Annotated in this window: 22 protein-coding genes; 7 read left to right on the plus strand and 15 right to left on the minus strand. The window is 61.7% G+C overall.

The features are described from left to right. The coding region (locus tag AC1D1X_RS02575) for an RNA polymerase factor sigma-32 (protein WP_477697785.1) at positions 1-716 on the plus strand (716 nt) is incomplete at its 5' end. A gap of 90 nt (positions 717-806) precedes the next feature. Here AC1D1X_RS02575 and AC1D1X_RS02580 read toward each other — a convergent pair. The 5 genes from AC1D1X_RS02580 to AC1D1X_RS02600 all read right to left on the minus strand — a co-directional run bounded on the left by AC1D1X_RS02580 (position 807) and on the right by AC1D1X_RS02600 (position 5,148). Further along, a complete protein-coding gene (locus tag AC1D1X_RS02580) occupies positions 807-1,445 on the minus strand; it encodes an SCO family protein (RefSeq protein ID WP_477668298.1) in 639 nt (212 codons plus the stop codon). A gap of 9 nt (positions 1,446-1,454) precedes the next feature. Next, positions 1,455-2,372, minus strand: coding sequence for a heme o synthase (cyoE, locus tag AC1D1X_RS02585; RefSeq protein WP_477668299.1), 918 nt, complete (start codon positions 2,370-2,372; stop codon positions 1,455-1,457). A gap of 9 nt (positions 2,373-2,381) precedes the next feature. Next, on the minus strand, positions 2,382-3,515 hold the full coding sequence (locus AC1D1X_RS02590) for a COX15/CtaA family protein (protein ID WP_477668300.1): 1,134 nt from the start codon (positions 3,513-3,515) through the stop codon (positions 2,382-2,384). A 146-nt stretch (positions 3,516-3,661) separates the two neighbouring features. Next, positions 3,662-4,294 (minus strand): hypothetical protein, encoded by a 633-nt coding sequence (locus tag AC1D1X_RS02595; protein ID WP_477668917.1) that lies wholly within the window; start codon positions 4,292-4,294, stop codon positions 3,662-3,664. 101 nt (positions 4,295-4,395) lie between these two features. After that, positions 4,396-5,148, minus strand: a complete 753-nt coding sequence (locus AC1D1X_RS02600) for an SURF1 family protein (protein WP_477697786.1) — start codon at positions 5,146-5,148, stop codon at positions 4,396-4,398. Between the two features lie 18 nt (positions 5,149-5,166). On the opposite strand from AC1D1X_RS02600, the gene AC1D1X_RS02605 reads away from it, so the two are divergent. Further along, a complete protein-coding gene (locus AC1D1X_RS02605; protein WP_457282216.1) occupies positions 5,167-5,406 on the plus strand; it encodes a twin transmembrane helix small protein in 240 nt (79 codons plus the stop codon). 83 nt (positions 5,407-5,489) lie between these two features. Here the strand turns inward: AC1D1X_RS02605 and AC1D1X_RS02610 are convergent, their stop codons facing one another. From AC1D1X_RS02610 to AC1D1X_RS02645, 8 genes are all read right to left on the minus strand, one after another. Next, positions 5,490-6,407, minus strand: a complete 918-nt coding sequence (locus AC1D1X_RS02610) for a cytochrome c oxidase subunit 3 (protein WP_457282217.1) — start codon at positions 6,405-6,407, stop codon at positions 5,490-5,492. Positions 6,408-6,486: 79 nt separating this feature from the next. Then, complete coding sequence (locus AC1D1X_RS02615) at positions 6,487-6,696, minus strand: DUF2970 domain-containing protein (RefSeq protein WP_477668302.1); 210 nt, start codon at positions 6,694-6,696, stop codon at positions 6,487-6,489. After that, the gene (locus tag AC1D1X_RS02620; RefSeq protein ID WP_477666770.1) at positions 6,693-7,304 is read right to left on the minus strand and encodes a cytochrome c oxidase assembly protein; all 612 of its coding nucleotides are present in this window, start codon (positions 7,302-7,304) and stop codon (positions 6,693-6,695) included. Before AC1D1X_RS02620 ends, AC1D1X_RS02615 begins: the two co-directional genes overlap by 4 nt. Before the next feature lie 40 nt (positions 7,305-7,344). After that, positions 7,345-7,458: a cytochrome oxidase small assembly protein gene (locus tag AC1D1X_RS02625; RefSeq protein WP_411883660.1), complete on the minus strand. Its 114-nt coding sequence runs from the start codon at positions 7,456-7,458 to the stop codon at positions 7,345-7,347. 21 nt (positions 7,459-7,479) lie between these two features. Next, on the minus strand, positions 7,480-9,114 hold the full coding sequence (gene ctaD, locus AC1D1X_RS02630; protein WP_477666660.1) for a cytochrome c oxidase subunit I: 1,635 nt from the start codon (positions 9,112-9,114) through the stop codon (positions 7,480-7,482). A gap of 97 nt (positions 9,115-9,211) precedes the next feature. After that, positions 9,212-10,387 (minus strand): cytochrome c oxidase subunit II, encoded by a 1,176-nt coding sequence (gene coxB, locus AC1D1X_RS02635; RefSeq protein WP_477668918.1) that lies wholly within the window; start codon positions 10,385-10,387, stop codon positions 9,212-9,214. A 136-nt stretch (positions 10,388-10,523) separates the two neighbouring features. After that, a complete protein-coding gene (locus AC1D1X_RS02640) occupies positions 10,524-11,024 on the minus strand; it encodes a DUF2244 domain-containing protein (protein ID WP_477668303.1) in 501 nt (166 codons plus the stop codon). Positions 11,025-11,193: 169 nt separating this feature from the next. Continuing rightward, positions 11,194-12,096, minus strand: a complete 903-nt coding sequence (locus AC1D1X_RS02645) for a biotin synthase (protein WP_477697787.1) — start codon at positions 12,094-12,096, stop codon at positions 11,194-11,196. 77 nt (positions 12,097-12,173) lie between these two features. Here AC1D1X_RS02645 and AC1D1X_RS02650 point away from each other — a divergent pair, with 77 nt between their 5' ends. The 3 genes from AC1D1X_RS02650 to AC1D1X_RS02660 all read left to right on the plus strand — a co-directional run bounded on the left by AC1D1X_RS02650 (position 12,174) and on the right by AC1D1X_RS02660 (position 14,153). Continuing rightward, complete coding sequence (locus AC1D1X_RS02650; protein ID WP_477668305.1) at positions 12,174-12,953, plus strand: ComF family protein; 780 nt, start codon at positions 12,174-12,176, stop codon at positions 12,951-12,953. A 206-nt stretch (positions 12,954-13,159) separates the two neighbouring features. Further along, positions 13,160-13,642 carry a tRNA (uridine(34)/cytosine(34)/5-carboxymethylaminomethyluridine(34)-2'-O)-methyltransferase TrmL gene (gene trmL / locus AC1D1X_RS02655; protein WP_477697788.1) on the plus strand — a complete coding sequence of 161 codons (483 nt, stop codon included), beginning with the start codon at positions 13,160-13,162 and terminating at the stop codon, positions 13,640-13,642. A 190-nt stretch (positions 13,643-13,832) separates the two neighbouring features. After that, positions 13,833-14,153, plus strand: a complete 321-nt coding sequence (locus AC1D1X_RS02660; RefSeq protein WP_477668307.1) for a hypothetical protein — start codon at positions 13,833-13,835, stop codon at positions 14,151-14,153. Between the two features lie 14 nt (positions 14,154-14,167). On the opposite strand, the gene AC1D1X_RS02665 is transcribed toward AC1D1X_RS02660, so the two are convergent. Beyond that, a complete protein-coding gene (locus AC1D1X_RS02665; protein WP_477697789.1) occupies positions 14,168-14,623 on the minus strand; it encodes a MaoC family dehydratase in 456 nt (151 codons plus the stop codon). A gap of 71 nt (positions 14,624-14,694) precedes the next feature. Next, positions 14,695-15,312: a nucleotide-binding protein gene (locus AC1D1X_RS02670; RefSeq protein WP_457282227.1), complete on the minus strand. Its 618-nt coding sequence runs from the start codon at positions 15,310-15,312 to the stop codon at positions 14,695-14,697. Positions 15,313-15,383: 71 nt separating this feature from the next. Between AC1D1X_RS02670 and kefF the strand changes: the two genes are divergently transcribed. Together kefF and AC1D1X_RS02680 are read left to right on the plus strand one after the other, a co-directional pair. After that, positions 15,384-16,187: a glutathione-regulated potassium-efflux system oxidoreductase KefF gene (gene kefF, locus AC1D1X_RS02675; RefSeq protein WP_477668309.1), complete on the plus strand. Its 804-nt coding sequence runs from the start codon at positions 15,384-15,386 to the stop codon at positions 16,185-16,187. A gap of 2 nt (positions 16,188-16,189) precedes the next feature. Further along, positions 16,190-16,976, plus strand: a 787-nt coding sequence (locus tag AC1D1X_RS02680; protein WP_477697790.1) for a monovalent cation:proton antiporter-2 (CPA2) family protein, incomplete at its 3' end; no start/stop codon positions are given.

Genomic DNA, 16,976 nt, shown 5'->3' on the forward strand with positions numbered 1-16,976 from the left:
TCTCGATTTCGCGCAAATACCTGGGTTATGGGCTGCCGCACGGCGACCTGATCCAGGAAGGCAACATCGGCCTGATGAAGGCAGTCAAACGCTTCGACCCGGACCAGAACGTGCGCCTGGTGAGCTATGCCATGCACTGGATCAAGGCCGAGATCCATGAGTACATCCTGAAAAACTGGCGCATGGTCAAGGTCGCGACGACCAAGGCCCAGCGCAAGCTGTTTTTCAACCTGCGCTCGATGAAGCAGGGTTTCAAGGACGACGCCGACGTGGCGACACACCGCGACACGCTGACCGAAGGCCAGATCGATTCGATGGCCAAGACGCTGAACGTCAAGCGTGAGGAAGTCATCGAGATGGAGCAGCGTATGTCGGGCGGCGACGTGCTGCTGGACCCAAGCCCGAGCGACGACGGCGAAGACGCCTTTGGCCCGATCGCCTACCTGGCCGACGCGACCCAGGAACCGACGGCACTGATGGAGTCGCGCCAGCGTGACAACCTGGCTTCAGACGGCATCACCGCAGCGCTGGAAGATCTCGACCCACGGTCGCGCCGCATTGTAGAAGAGCGCTGGCTCAAGGTGAACGACGACGGGTCAGGCGGCATGACGCTGCACGACCTGGCCGACGAGTACAAGGTAAGCGCCGAACGGATTCGCCAGATCGAAGTGGCAGCCATGAAGAAAATGAAGAAGGTGCTGGCCGCCTACGCTTAATACCTGCAGGTACGCGTTTTAAAAGAAAGCCCGCACAGCAATGTGCGGGCTTCTTTCTTTTCCGGTCGCAACGCTGCGGGACGGATCGACTCAGGATTTGAGCAGCAGGCGAATGTCGGACGCCAGCGCCTCAGCGCCGCTACCGTAGCGGTTGTACAGGCGGATGCGCCCCTGGCCGTCGAAGATATAGCTGCCGGCGGAATGGTCCATGGTGTAGCTGCCGGGTGTCTTGCCATCGACCTTTTTGTAATACACCTTGAAGTCCTTGGCGACCTGGGGCAGCTGGTCCAGTGTGGGCCGCAGCGCCACAAAGGTCGGGTCGAAATTGCCCATGTAGGCCTTGAGCAGTTCGGGCGTATCGCGCTCCGGGTCGACCGTGATGAAGATTGCCTGCAGCTTGTCGCCATCAGCGCCCAGCAGCTTCTTGACCTGCGCCAACTCGGCCATGGAGGTCGGGCAAACGTCGGGGCATTGCGTGAAGCCGAAGAACACCACGACCACCTTGCCGGCAAAGTCTTTCAGCGTGCGCGCTTGGCCATTGTGGTCGGCCAGCGTGAAGCCCTGCGCGTAGTCGGCGCCGGTGAGGTCAATGCTCTTGAACTGCGGTTTGTCCGGTGCGCATGCAGTAAAAATGCCTGCAGCGCCCACTGCAAGTGCGCAAGCAGCTATTGTTTTAATAGCAGATCGTCGAACGGGTGAGGCAGCCTGCGGCGTGCGGTGGGACTTCATGGTGGGAGCCTAAAGATAGTGGTCAAGCAGCAGCGCTGCGAACAGCACCGAGAGATGAATCAGTGAAAACCGGAATGTCTTGCGTGCCAGCGCGTCGGAGTAGTTGCGCCACAGGCGAAAGCCATACCAGCTGAAGCCGATGCTGAGCGCGACAGCGACAACGAGGTAGGGCCAGCCGCTCATCTTGAAAATGAAGGGCATCAGGCAGGCGGGGAACAACACCAGCGTGTAGAGAAACACCTGCAGCCGAGTGAACTCATTGCCGTGGGTAACGGGCAGCATGGGCAGGCCGGACTTGCGGTAGTCTTCCACGCGGTAGAGTGCCAGCGCCCAAAAGTGCGGCGGTGTCCAGAGAAAAATAATGAGAAAAAGAATCAGCGCCTCCGGGCCGACCGACCCCGTCATGGCAGCCCAGCCCAGCACCGGCGGCATGGCGCCTGAAGCACCGCCAATCACGATGTTCTGCGGCGTCATCGGTTTGAGGATGACGGTGTAGACCACCGCGTAGCCGATGAAGGTGGCAAAAGTCAGCCACATGGTGAGCGGGTTCACCCATGCATAAAGAATCCACGAACCAAGCGCGCACAATGCGGCCGAAAAAGACAGCGTGAGCGAATTGCTGAGCTCGCCCTTGGCGGTGGGCCGCCAGGCGGTGCGCCGCATGCGCGAGTCGATTTGCTGCTCGACCAGGCAGTTGAAGGCGGCGGCAGCCCCTGCAACCAGCCAGATGCCGGCGCAGGCGATCAGCGCGAGCCGGACATCCGGCCACGACGGAATACCGGGAACGGCCAGCACCATGCCGATCAATGCGCAAAACACAATGAGCTGCACAACGCGCGGCTTGGTCAGCGCATAGAACTGCGCGAACCTGGAAGAGGCGCGGGGCGAGGCAGAAGCCGGAGCGGCGGAGGGAGTACTGGGGTTCATGGGAAGTCGCTAGGCATTCAATTTTGACGCATGTGCTGCGAAGGTCCCGCTGCGGCTGGAAAAGACCACGCCGCTGAGCACAATGACGAGGGCTGCCGCACCGCCGGTATGCATGACCGCAGCGAACAGGGGCCAGCCCAGTACGGCGTTGCTGATGCCCGTGACAGCCTGCAGCAGGATGAGCCCGGCCAACCATCGCGCGGACAAGCGATACGCGGACATGCGGTGCAGGCAAAAGGCGAGGACGAGGAATACGGCAAACACGAGATAGGCCACCAGGCGGTGCACATAGTGAATGGCGGTGAGCGCCTCAAAGCTGATATTGGCGCCGTCATGGCCCGCACCGAGTTCGCGCCACAGCGTGAAGCCCTGGCGAAAGTCCATGGCCGGCCAGAGTGAACCTTGGCAACCCGGAAAATCTGTGCAGGCCAGCACGGCATAGTTGGTGCTGACCCAGCCACCCAGGGCAATTTGCACCCAGAACAAGGCGAAGGCAGCGATCACGGCAAGGCGCAAGCCGGCAGAAAGCGTCGTAGCGTTGGCGCCGTGCACCTGCGCATACCGCACAGCCTGCGCACGCAACAAGGCCAACAACACCAAGCCCCCCAGCAAGTGCAGCGTGACGATGGCCGGAAACAACTTCATGGTCACGGTGAGCGCGCCGAACGCGCCCTGCAGGCACACCCAGATCAGTGTGACAGCAGGCCACCAAAATGAGACAGGTGTGCGCTTGCGCTCCAGCCAGCTTGTCACCGCGAGCGTAAGAATAAGCACGCCAACGCCGGTCGCCAGATAGCGGTGGATCATCTCGATCCAGGCCTTGGAATGCGTGACTGGGCCGGTCGGCATCGCAGTCCGCGCAGCTTCGATGTGCATCTGCGCGCCAACCGGACTCGCGCTGCCGTAACAACCAGGCCAGTCGGGGCATCCCAGACCGGAGTCAGTGAGCCGCGTGAACGCGCCGAAGATCACCAGATCAAACGTGAGGAACAGTGTCACCAGCGTCAGCACCCGCAAACGCTGCGCCACCGGCGCATTCTTGTTGTGCACCCAAACCCAGGCCAGAGGCCCCAGCGCCACCACCAGCCCCATGATCATCAGGCGCAGGGCGGGACTCAGGTCGTAAAGATTTTGCGCAGCCATGATTGATTAATGAAAACTGGAGCCCGCAACGCCCTGGAGGTATCCAACCAAGCAGGGGCCACGGGACTGGCTTTGCCAGACCGCAGGCGCAGCGGCCCCCTCGGGGGGCAGCGCATTACACGAAGTGAAAAGCGTGGGGGCCATATTCACCGGCCTTCTTTGTCCCAGCTGCTCGAGGCACGCAGCAGGCGTTCCAGATCGCGCTTGGCCTTGGCGGCGGCGGCGACGTCCATGTCGGCCGGGAAACGCATCATCCAGTTGCCGATGGGGTCGACCAGATAGAGATGATCCTCCAGCCGCTGGCCCGCAGCGGGCTCCAGCCACTTCGCGAGTTCAGCTGGCGCCACACGCAGCACCGCCGACGAAGCCAGCGCGGGGAGCAAGGCATCACGCACCGGCGCTTCGTCCACCACCAGCCAGACGCGGTCCAGGCGCTCTTTTTCCTTGCCGAGGGACTCGCGCAGCTGGCGCTGGAAATACAGGTTCTGCTCGCACCGCGCACCGCAGGCGCCGCCGGCCACACTGATGAGCAGCCACTGGTCCTTCAGTGCCGTCAGCGTGCCGGCGCGGCCGTCCAGCGAGCGAGTGGCCAGCGGCGGCAAGGGTCGCTGCGGGTCAATCAACTCACCAAAGTTGCGGCGGCCTTCGGGCCGGATCAGGTAGTAGGTGACGTAAGACGCGATGACCGGCGCCGCGCACACCAACAGCACGGCCAGCATTTTCCAGCGGCCTGCCACGGTGCTGGGCGCGCGCGTACTGGACTGATCCAGCACAGGCATGGCATGCACGGTCAGACCCAGGGGCTGGTCTTGCAGTCCGGCTGCAGCAGCGTGGACGGGAGGAGTATCAGGGGTATGAGGGGTAGCAGGCGTATCGTTTGTCACGGCAATTGATCGCGGCGTTTGCCGCGCATGTGGGTACGAAAAGGAAGGACCAGCTGAAACCAGCCATACAAAAGAACCACCAGACCGCAAAGGCCGAACCACTGGAAGGCATAACCGTAGTGCTTGTCCACGCCCAGGTTGGGCGCGGYCCACTCACGCAGCAGGCCTTCGCTGGGCGCACCGGTCTGCAGCAGTGAGACATCCAGCAGCGGCAGGCCGGTTTGCGCCCGGAAAGCAGGCAAGTCGAGATTTTGCCGTATGCGCCCACCCTCGGCACCCTGGAACTCATAGAGCCTGGAAGGCGGCGGGGCCATACGGCCCTCAACTGTCACGATGCCTGGCGGGGTGGTGACCTCCGGAAGGCGTGTACGGTCGGCAAAGTTGCGCGGTACCCAGCCACGCTGCACCAGGATGGCCTGCGGGCTGCCCTCCAGCACCAGCGGCGTCACCACCAAAAAACCCGTCTTGCCGCTCATGGGCCTGTTGTCGAGATACACCGTGTGCTCGGCGCGCCAGCTTCCCTTGAGGATGGCTGGCCGGTGAATGTCATCAGCGAGGCGCTGGCTGGCAAGCAGCGAACGCACATCCAGCGCGGGAAGCCCACCTTTGGAATCGACAGCTGCCTGCAATGCTTCCTTTTGCGCGGCGCGGCGCAGCTGCCATTGGCCCAGCGAAAAGGTTGTGCCGGCCACCACCAGTGCGGCCACCGTGAGAATCCAGAAGCGAGGGGAGTGCAAAGCACTTGTCATGAGCCGATAATCCTGTTCATGACTTACCTGATCGCACTGGCGTTTATCGCCATTTTTGCCAGCCTGGCCTCCGCACTGTTTTTCATGCTCAGGGGCGGCAAGGGCAGTGAAGGCGCCGAAAGCAGCAAACGCAAAAACAGCAACATGGCGCGCGCACTGGCGTTCCGTATCGGGTTTTCTGTGTTGCTGTTTGTTTGCATTCTGATTGCGTGGAAGCTTGGTTATATCCAGCCCACCGGCATCCCTGCTGGTAAATAACAGCCACTCTGAGTGGCGGAATAAAGAACAAAGGCCGCATCAAGCGGCCTTTGGTTGAGCGGCCTGAGCCGCTGTTGGTTCCCTTACAACCAGTACACCAGGATGTAGAGGCCCAGCCACACCACATCCACAAAGTGCCAGTACCAGGCAGCGCCTTCAAAGCCGAAATGCTTTTCAGGGGTGAAATGGCCTTTGTGCAGGCGCAGCGTGATGAACAGCAGCATCAGCATGCCGACAAACACGTGAAAGCCATGAAAGCCCGTGAGCAGGAAGAAGGTCGAGCCGTAGACGCCCGAAGACAGCTTCAGGTTCATCTCGTGGTACGCATGAAAGTACTCATAGCCCTGCACGAACAGGAAGACCACGCCGAGCGCAACCGTCGCCCACATGAAGGCGATGGTGCGGGCACGCTTGCCTTCAATCAGCGCGTGGTGGGCGATGGTGATGGTGACACCGGAGCTCAGCAGCAGTGCCGTATTGACCGTTGGCAGGGAGCCCATGATGCTAGCCCAGATGCCGCCGCCAATTGCCAGCGGCTTCATGGCCGTGAATGCTTCGACGATGTCGGCGGGCGATGTCGTGGCGCCGGGCACGATAGACGGCCATGCCGCCTTGAAATCAGGCCAGAGCAACGCGTTTTCCAGGCTACCCAGTGCGGGCAAGGAGTGCGAGCGGGCCCACCACAGCGCGGTGAAGAAGGCACCGAAGAACATCACTTCSGAGAAAATAAACCAGCTCATGCTCCAGCGGAAGGACATGTCGATCTTGCGGCCGTACATGCCGCCTTCGCTTTCGGCGATGGACTGGCTGAACCAGCGGAACAACGTGACCAACCACCACACCATACCGAAGGCCAACGACCATTTGCCCCAGTCGGCGCCATTGATCCACTGGCCGGCGCCCAAGATGACAAAAAACAGGCCGATAGATGCCATCACCGGATGGCTCGATGGGCTGGGGACGAAGTAGTGGGGGGTTGACCCGTGGGTTGCTGATGACATCGCTCGACTCCTGTTTTTCTCTCGAATTTCCAAATAATCTTTTAACTTGTACCGTGGGGCATTGTGAGGATGCCGCGCTTTAGCGCGCGACCATCCACTTCGCCAGCAGCACCAGGACTGCGACAAACACGACCACGGCAATCAGCCCGACCACAATGATGTGGAGAGGGCTCAAATTCCTCACGTCTTCTTCGTAGTCGCCGCGTGCACGCAGGCCTACAAAGGACCAGGCCACAGCCTTGACCGTGCGCCAAAAAGAGGGTTTGCGGGGGGTTGCGGCCATGCTCATGCGCCTGCCTGTTTTTCAGGTGGTACGGCGGCAGTCGTTGCCTTGGGCGTGACGGGCGCAGCCGGCGTCTTGCCGCCCACTTCAAAGAAGGTGTAGGACAGCGTGATCGTGCTCACGTCTTTCGACAGTTTCGGGTCGATCACGAAGGCCACAGGCCACTGCTTTTTCTCACCGGGCGCCAGGGTGTACTGGCTGAAGCAGAAGCACTCAAGCTTGTTGAAATGCGCACCGGCCTGCGCGGGAGCGTAGCTGGGGATGGCCTGGGCGGACATGGTTCGGTCCTGCACATTCTGGAATTCGTACATCACAGTGGTCAGCTCGCCCGGGTGAACCTGCAGCGTGTTCTGCGCGGGCTTGAAATGCCAGGGGCCGCGCGTGTTCGCATCAAACTCAACCGTGATGGTGCGCGTGCGGTCTACCTGCGTATTGGCCGGCAAATTGGGCGTCGCACCAGGGATCTGGCGGTCGGACAGGGCCAGCACGTTGATGCCGGTCATCTCGCAAATCGCCTTGTAGATGGGCACCAGCGCATAACCGAAGCCGAACATGCCGAGCACGATCACGGCCAGCTTGCCCATCATGTTGAAGTTTTCGCGCTTGAGCCGCATCACATCGGTACTGGTTTGAGACTGAGGTCGACCTGGCTGCTCAATGGCTCAGGAAAATCATCTTGGCCATGAAGCCGGCAAAAAAGACCAGCGCGACCGAAGCCAGGATCAGCGCCAGCTTCAGGTTGCTCTTCTTTTGTTCGGGTGTCGTCATGGCGATTACCGTTGAGTTCAATCAGCCGATCACGCGGGTTGCCGAGGCATCCAGCTTGGGCGGTGTTTCATAGGTGTGGAAAGGTGCAGGCGATGGGACTTCCCACTCGAGACCTTCGGCGCCCTTGCCGCCTTCGTCCACCCAGGGATTCTGCCTGGCAGGTGCGCCCTTGCCGCGCATCGTGGGAACCACAATGAACAGGAAGAAGTACAGCTGGGCAAATCCGAAGAAGAACGCGCCCACGCTGGCCACGGCATTGAAATCCGCGAACTGCATGGGGTAGTCGGCATAGCGGCGCGGCATGCCGGCCAGGCCCAGGAAGTGCATCGGGAAGAAGGTCACGTTGAAGGAAATCAGCGACCACCAGAAGTGGATCTTGCCGCGGGTTTCGTTGTACATGACGCCGGTCCATTTGGGCGACCAGTAGTAGTAGCCGGCAAACAGGGCGTAGAGCGAACCAGCCACCAGCACGTAGTGGAAGTGAGCCACCACGTAGTAAGTGTCCTGCAATTGCGTGTCGATCGGTGCGACCGAAAGGATCACACCCGTCAGACCGCCGATGGTGAACACGAAGATGAAGCCCACTGCAAATAGCATGGGGGTTTCAAAGGTCATGGAGCCGCGCCACATCGTGGCGATCCAGTTGAACACCTTCACGCCCGTGGGCACGGCGATCAGCATGGTGGAGTACATGAAGAACAGCTGGCCCGTGACTGGCATGCCGGTGGTGAACATGTGGTGCGCCCACACAACGAAGCTCAGGATGGCGATGGAGCCAGTGGCGTACACCATGGAGGCGTAGCCAAACAGGCGCTTGCGCGAGAAAGCCGGGATGATCTGGCTGATGATGCCGAAGGCCGGCAAGATCATGATGTAAACCTCGGGGTGGCCGAAGAACCAGAAGATGTGCTGGTACATCACCGGGTCGCCACCGCCGGCGGGGTTGAAGAAGCTGGTGCCGAAGTGGCGGTCAGTCAGCGTCATGGTGATGGCGCCTGCGAGCACCGGCATCACGGCGATCAGCAGGTAGGCGGTGATCAGCCAGGTCCAGCAGAACATCGGCATCTTCATCAGCGTCATGCCGGGAGCGCGCATGTTGAGGATGGTGACGATGATATTGATCGAACCCATGATGGACGAAGCACCCAGGATGTGCATCGCAAAAATACCGGCGTCCATGGACGGGCCCATTTGCAACGTGAGCGGCGCGTAGAGCGTCCAGCCCGCGGCGGGTGCGCCACCAGGCATGAAGAACGACCCCACCAGCATGATGCCCGCCGGGATCAACAGCCAGAAGCTGAAGTTGTTCATACGGGCAAAAGCCATGTCAGCCGCGCCGATCTGCAGCGGGATCATCCAGTTGGCGAAACCCACGAAGGCCGGCATGATGGCGCCGAACACCATGATCAGGCCGTGCATGGTGGTGAGCTGGTTGAACAGTTCGGGGTTGACCAGTTGCAGGCCGGGCTGGAACAGCTCCGCGCGGATCAGCAGGGCCAGCACGCCACCGAACATCAGCATGAAGAAGCTGAACAACAGGTACAGCGTGCCAATATCCTTGTGGTTGGTCGCAAACACCCAGCGACGCCAGCCCGTCGGGGCATGGTGATCGTGGTCATCATGTGCGTGATCGTGATGGTCTAGAACTGCACTCATCTTGGCTTCCTTTGGTGGCTTGTGCCTGTAGCTTGTCTTTTGCGGCCGGCAAGGTCACGCCGGCGAAATGATGGAATCTGCGGGTAACGCCTGAGGCTTACTTGCGAGCCGCCTGGATTTCAGCAGGCTGGACGATCTGGCCGGTCTGGTTGGACCAGTTGTTCTTGGAGTAGCTGATCACGGCGGCGAGGTCGGTGTCGCTCAGCGCCTTCCAGGAAGGCATGGCGCCACCGGCGGCCCCATTGAGCACGGTCTGGATCTGCTTCTTGTGGTCTGCGTCGAGAACAATCGGCGAGCCGTCCAGCGGCTTGATCGGGCCAGCGCCCTTGCCGTTGGCCTGGTGGCAGGCGGCGCAATTGGCAGCGTACACTTTTTCACCGCGCGCCTTCAGGTCAACCAGCGTCCAGACTTTGGAAGGATCATCCGCCTTGGCTGCGGCTTCCTTGGCCTTGATCGCGACCCATGCACTGTAATCGGCTGCAGACACAACCCTCACATGGATGGGCATGTAGGCGTGTTCCTTGCCGCAGAGTTCCTGGCATTGGCCGTAGAAGTCGCCGACTTGCTCGGCACGGAACCAGGTGTCACGCACAAAACCGGGGATCGCATCCTGCTTGATGCCGAAGGCCGGCACCGCGAAGGCGTGGATCACGTCGCTGGCGGTGGTGATGATGCGGATTTTCTTGTTGACGGGAACAACCAGCGGGTTGTCGACCTTGAGCAGGTAGTTGTCGGGAGCTTCGCCGGCCTTGGGGCCGCCGTTGTCGGACATTTCGCGGTGCGTGTTGTCGAGTGTGGAGACAAAGCCGATGCCTTCGCCTTCGCCCTTGATGTAGTCGTAGCCCCATTTCCACTGGATGCCGGTGGCCTTGATGGTGAGGTCGGCGGCGGTGGTGTCCTTCTGGGCGACCAGCACCTTGGTGGCCGGAAGGGCCATGGCGATCACGATGATGAAGGGGACGATGGTCCAGGCAATTTCAACAGCAGTAGATTCGTGGAAATTGGCCGATTTGTGGCCGACCGACTTGCGGTGCTTGAGGATGGAATAAAACATCACCCCGAAAACAGCCACAAAAATCACGAGGCAGATGGCCATCATGAACCAGTGCAGCCATTGCTGCTCGGCGGCGATTTTGGTGGCAGCCGGATGCAGGTTCAGCTGATTGACGGCCGGGCCGCCCTTCAGGTCGTTGACGGCGTAAGCGGCGGTGCTGACCCAGGCGACCGCAGATGCCAGAATTGCGCCTGCATGCTGCATGCCAAGCCGTGTCATTTTGCTCATGGTGTTGCTTACGTTCATCGTGATCACTTTTTCTGCTTCAATTACCGACCAAATTAACCGGCTGATTATAAAGTTAGCGGCAAGCCCTCCTGCCGCACCTGAACTGACACAAGTCTTTCAGGAACTGTCAAACACTCCGCAACGCCATGCGAATCTCGCGGGCCAGCGCGGGCCGCAGCTCTGGCCGTACATGCCGCCCGACCTGGACAGACCGCCCCTGCCCGGACACCTCAATCAGCGACCCATCCCCATCCTTGGGCTCGATCCGGACCCATTCGCGGTTGAATTCAGCCCGCTCCGTGCGCCCTGCCGTTTCCAGCTCCACCACCAGCCGCTCGCCCTGAAGGACGATTTTTTCACCGTCGCCCGCATGCCTGGCATACGCCACAAAAGCAGCCCCCACCGCTATCAGCTCGATCCAGGCAAAAGGCATCACCATGGTGGCGCCCTTCAGCCAGAAAAATCCGGCAATACCCAGTGAAACACCGCACAAAGACACATACAGCCAGCCCAATTGGGCCGGTGTGAGTGAACAGTGACGCTTGAGAAGCCACAGCACAGCATCGTGGCTGTGGGCGCCCTGTGCGGGCAAGGTGGCAAAACGAAACGCTGGTGTTGGCTGCAGCATGTGGCAACCCTCAAAAAAACTGCGGTTAACGCTGGGCATTGACCGCATGAGGCTTGGGAACATACCCAAAAATTCAGCTTTGAATTGTAGCCGGGTTTACCTTGCCGCCCCTTCTGAAAACCCATCCACACCGGGGATTGGGCGCGGCTGCGCAACACCTGCCGGGCACCTAGCCGCCGGAGCGCTGGCCCTGCAGCATGCTGCGCATATCGGCGACCGACACCGCGCTGAGCGGACTGACCTTGATCCGCGGCGGCGCCTTGAGCGCGTGGCCATAAATGATTTCAAAGGTGAGGGACAACCGCCCGTCTTCGCCCCTGACGAGATGGCGGGACAGCGCGCTTTCAAGCTGCGCCTTCCAGGCCCGGCTCCGCAGGGCAGGAAACCGCGCCGGGTGAAAATTGCGGCCCAGCTCCCTGATGTCTTCCAGCAGCCTCGCGGGGGTCGCATAGGTGAGCGTGATGCGCTCCATGTCCATCACCGGCTCCGCAAACCCCGTCTGCACCAGCATGTCGCCCCAGTCATGCATGTCGGTCAGTTCATGCCCGGCCGGCGGCCAGCCCAGCTGCGCATATACCTCGCGCAACTCCTTCGCGGTATCCGGGCCCAGGCAGGAAAACATCAGAAAACCGTCCACCTTCAGCGCCTGGTGCCAGCGCGCCAGCAGGGCCTGCGGATCGGCCGATTCGTGCAGCGCCATGTTGGCCCAGAGCATGTCGGCAGTTCCTGCCGGTGGCGCCTCAAAGCGTATGGGGGCCGCCAGCCAACGGCGCGGATTCCACCACGGTTTTGCTATATTTTTGATAGCTTCTTGCGCACGTCCAGAGCTGCTTTCAACCACAAAACACCTTGATTTTGGGTATGCCCCGGCCAGTTTTTCCTGCGCCTGGATCCCTCCACGCAATGCTCCCCAGTGCACCCACGCACGCGGCTGCAGCTTGATCCATTGCAACCGGTCCATCATGCGCCGCGCCACTTCTTCATGAAGCCACGGCGAGGCCAGTGGAGCGGTGCGGTCCCAGCGGCTGAYGGCGATCGGGTCGAGCGTGGGTGGGCGCTGTGTAGGGGTCATGAAAGGGAGCAAAAAGGGCAAAGGAAGCGCGGGGCCCGCCGAGGCAAGCGGGGAAGGTACGCGAGTATATTGACACGGTGTTCACACGCCTGCTTGCTCCCGCCACATTCCTGTCCCGGCCGACCGGCCGCTTTGGCGCCTTCCCCGGCTTGGCCAGCCAGTGCGCTGTGTGCCGCAGCTGGCCGGCGCGCCAGGTGTGCGGCGCCTGCGTGGCCCGGTTTGCCTTGGCCGGCCCGCGCTGCCCACGCTGCGCTCTCGCCTTGCCCGGTGACCTTTCCATGGGCCTTCGGGTTGGGCCGCAGCCCTGCGGCGCCTGTGTCAGCCACCCGCCACCGCTGGACGGCGCCTTTGCCGCGGTGCACTATGCCTACCCTTGGTCAGCCCTGATTGCGGGCTACAAATTCGGCGAGCAGCACGGCTGGGCCGCTTTTTTTGCCAAGCTGCTGGCCCGGTCGCCGGGCGTAGCCGGGCTCATGGCAGAACTGACCCCCGGCGACTGGATCGTTCCGGTGCCGCTGTCGGCGGAGCGCCTGCAGGTGCGCGGTTTCAACCAGGCCTGGGAGTTGTGTGTGGCACTGGCCCGGCAAACACGCACAGAGGGCCAAACCGATGCCAGCCTGCTGCTGCGGGTGAAGCACACGCGCCCGCAAAGCCAGCTCAAACGCAAGGACCGGCTGGCCAACGTCAAAGGGGCTTTCCAGGTGGATCCGCTGCGCACGGGGGAACTGCAGGGACGGCGCGTGGTGCTGGTTGACGACGTGATGACCAGCGGCGCCTCGCTGTATACGGCCGCACAGTCCTTGCGGGATGCGGGCGCCGCACATGTTGGCGCCGTTGTCCTTGCGCGGACCGAATAAAAGCCCCCACGCTTTTCACTTCGTGTAATACGCTGCCCCCCGAGGGGGCGCTGCACCTGCGGTCTGGCAAAGCCAGTCCCGCGGCCCCTGCTGGCAAAACCCCCCGATCAAACTCTCGATCACTGGAAGATAACTACGAGCGGGGGCAACATGGCGGGAACAGCCCCTTACCAACGCACCTGTGCCCGCCGCACGACAATCCAGCCATGTTCAATATTGTTCTGGTCGAGCCTGAGATCCCCCCCAACACCGGCAATGTCATCCGCCTGGCGGCCAATACGGGCTGCCGCCTGCACCTGGTGGAACCGCTGGGGTTTTCGATGGACGACAAACACATGCGCCGGGCGGGGCTCGATTACCACGAGTACGCCCAGGTGCTGCGGCATGCCAGCTGGCATGYCTTCCTTGAAAGTGAGCAACCACCCTCAGCCCGACTCTTTGCCATGACCACACACGGCTCCGCCAGCGTCTACGACGCGCGCTTCCTGCCCGGCGACTGGCTGGTTTTCGGCGCCGAAACCCGCGGCCTGGCGCCAGAGTTACGCGAATCCTTTGCGCCACCGCAGCGCCTCAAAGTGCCCATGCTACCGGGCCAGCGCAGCCTGAACCTCTCCAATACCGTGGCCGTTACCGTGTTTGAGGCCTGGCGGCAAAACGGGTTTTCAGGGTCGCCCGGCATGCGCGGATGAGACATAAGTCCGCTTTTGCCAACCTTTGAACTGGCGCCCCCTTGCCAGGATCTAGGTAAAAACCCTAAACTTCAATCCTTCAAGCCTAAAGTTCTCGCTGCAGGCCCGAACGTGCGGATTGCCACTACCCGGCCCTTCCTGCGTTATCCCTTCCCACCGCCCAGTCCACAAGACTGGAAGGAAAAACACAGTGAATATGGTCATCCAGCGTATTTTCGGCAACAGCACGTCCCGTCTTTCCAGCACCGCCAAAACAGCCAACCGGCTCTCGGTCGAGCAGATCCAGGAAAGCCTGCGCACCCTTTTGCAGGATTGCGAAGATCCGCGCACCTCACGGGTGATCTACAAGATCAGCCTGGCCAAAACCCCTTCCGACCTGTGGCTGCTGCGCAGCGACCTGCACCAATGCATCGCACATGCGCATTCCCAGACGGAAGCGGCCGAACGCATCAACGGCCTGATCGGTGTTTTTGAGGGCTGGCTGCCGGCCAGTCAGCTGACGCGCATCTAGCGCCAGCGGCACATTCAGGGGTATCGCCGCACCAGCGATTCCGCCACGCATACCGGCTTGGGCGAACCTTCGCGCTCCACAGTCACTTCCCAGGTCATTTGCATGCCGGCGTTGTCAATCGCCTCGGCCGCCAGCAGTTTCATGCGTGCCCGCAGACGGCTGCCGACGGGCACCGGCGCGGTAAATCGCACCTTGTTGAGCCCGTAATTCACGCCCATGCGCGAGCCGGCAATCTCAAACGACGACTCGAAAAACCGCGGCAGCAGTGACAAGGTCAGGAACCCATGGGCAATCGGCCCGCCGAACGGGCCGGCCGCCGCCTTTTCAGGGTCCACATGAATCCACTGGTGGTCGCCCGTCGCTTCGGCAAACAGGTTGACCTGTTGCWGCGTGATGGTGATCCAGTCGCTGACGGCGACTTCCTGGCCGGTGCAGGCGGCCAGGTCGGCCAGGGTTTCAAAGGTTTTCATGCCGCCACTGTAGCGACACATAGGGGCACGGCATGTCGGCTCAGCGACAAACCGGCGCGATGCTCAGAGGTTCAACGGTCAAGCCACCGGCAGATGCCCTGCCACTGTTCCATGTCTTTTTCAACACGGCTGGGTGCCACGTCAAACACCGTCAGCCCCCGAGCGGCCAGGTGAATGTAGTTCTGCGTGTCGCGCAGGTAACCCAGCACCGGCAAACCCAGCCCTTCGACGAAGCTGCGCAGCTTGTCGGCGGCAATCGTGCGTGAATCCACGCGCATGCCGACAATGCCCACCTGCATCTTGCCGGCGTGCTTGTGTTCCGCCAGTTGGTCCAGGAAGGTGCGCGTGGCAAAGATGTCGAAGACGCTGGGCTGCAGCGGYACGATGACCTTGTCGGCCAGCTTCAAGACATCGTTAAAGCGCGAGCCATGCAACCCGCCGGGCGTGTCGAGCACCACATGCGTCGTGCCCTTGGGGGGTTTGACGATCAGGTCTGCATTCACATCCCAGGTGGCAATCGGCCGGGCGGCGGGCGGCCGCAGCCCCAGCCACAACCGTGAAGACTGCTGCCGGTCGGCGTCTCCCAGCATGACCGCATGGCCCTGGCTGGCAAAGTATCCGGCAACGTTGGTGGCCAGCGTCGTTTTGCCGACGCCCCCCTTCGGATTGGCGATCACAACCACGGGCATGCGAATCTCCTCGGTTTGGAACTTGTCGTTCCTGGGAACTCTTGGTCTTGCTTTTCCGCTATGGTAACGGCATGGACACAGTTCTCACAACCACTGATAAATCGGCGGGCAACACGGCAAATCCTGATATTTATGTCATTGCAGCCCATCCCGCCTGGCGCGAATCACGGGTCAACCGCCCGCTGATGGAGGCCGCGAAGGCCCTGCCCCGTGTCCGGGTGCAAGACCTGTACTCGAGCTATCCCGACTACGCCATCGACGTGCCCAAAGAGCAGGCCGCCCTGGAAAGCGCGCAACTGGTGGTGCTGCTCCACCCCATGCATTGGTACTCGATGCCCGCGCTGCAAAAGCTCTGGCTGGACGACGTGCTCACCTACGGCTGGGCCTACGGCGAAGGTGAGGAGGAAGGCGCAAAAGGCCGGGCACTGCAGGGTAAAGACCTGTGGCTGGTTGCCACCACAGGCGGCCCCGAAACGTCCTATCACCCACAAGGCTACAACCGCTACTTTTTTGATGCCTTCCTGCCGCCGTACGAGCAAAGCGCCGTGCTGTGCGGCATGCGTTTTTTGCCGCCTCTGGTGTTGCACGGCGCCCACAGCGTTGACAGGCAAACCGTTACCGATCACATCGCAACCTTCCGCCAGCGCCTGCAAAGCTACCCCGACTGGCCTGAACTGGAAGACCTGGAGCAATGTGCCGCCTGCGTGGTTCCGATGAAGGATCGGCCTGCGCCAGAAGCTGCGGCCGACTTGCCGAACGGACACGCTGCGCGGCTGGCCGTCGGGCCGCCCCAAGGCCAGGCAGCCCCTATTGAAAGTGAAAGGGGCAGCGTAACGCCGAAGGCACACGAAGTGAAAAGCGTGGGGGCTCGATAACTATGGAGCATGCACCCGCCTGGCTGACCAACAGCTTTATTTACCTGGCCGCCGCCGTCATTGCCGTGCCGCTGGCCAAAAAACTCGGCCTCGGTTCCATCATCGGCTACCTGGCCGCCGGCATCGCCATAGGCCCCTGGGGCCTGGGCCTGGTTACCAATGTGCAGGACATCCTCCACTTCGCCGAGTTTGGCGTGGTGTTGATGCTGTTCCTGGTGGGGCTGGAGCTGGAGCCCAAACGCCTGTGGAATCTGCGCCGGCCCATCTTCGGCTGGGGCAGTGCCCAGGTGCTGGGGTGCGCCGCCCTGCTCACAGGCGTCGCGATGGCATTTGGCGTGAGCTGGCAAATAGCGCTGGTGGCCGGCCTCGGGCTGGCGCTGTCGTCCACCGCCATCGCGCTGCAGGCCATCGGCGAGCGCCACCTGATGCCGACATCGAGCGGCCAGGCCGGGTTTTCCATCCTGCTGTTCCAGGACGTGGCGGCCATCCCGATTCTCGCGCTGTTGCCCCTGCTGGGCGCAATCGGTGGAGAAAATGAGGCTGTAGCGCATACCAGTCGTGCGCTGGAAGCTATCAAAATCGTAGCGGCCATCGTCGGCATCATCCTGGGCGGCCGCCTGCTGCTGCGGCCCCTGCTGCGCTGGATCGCCAACAGCGGTACACCTGAAATTTTTACCGCAGCCTCGCTGCTGCTGGTGGTGGGCATTGCGGCGCTGATGCAGTTCGTCGGCCTGTCGATGGCCCTGGGCGCTTTTCTGGCGGGYGTGCTGCTGGCGGAAAGTGAATACC

It is taken from the genome of Polaromonas sp. P1_G4, assembly GCF_056405475.1.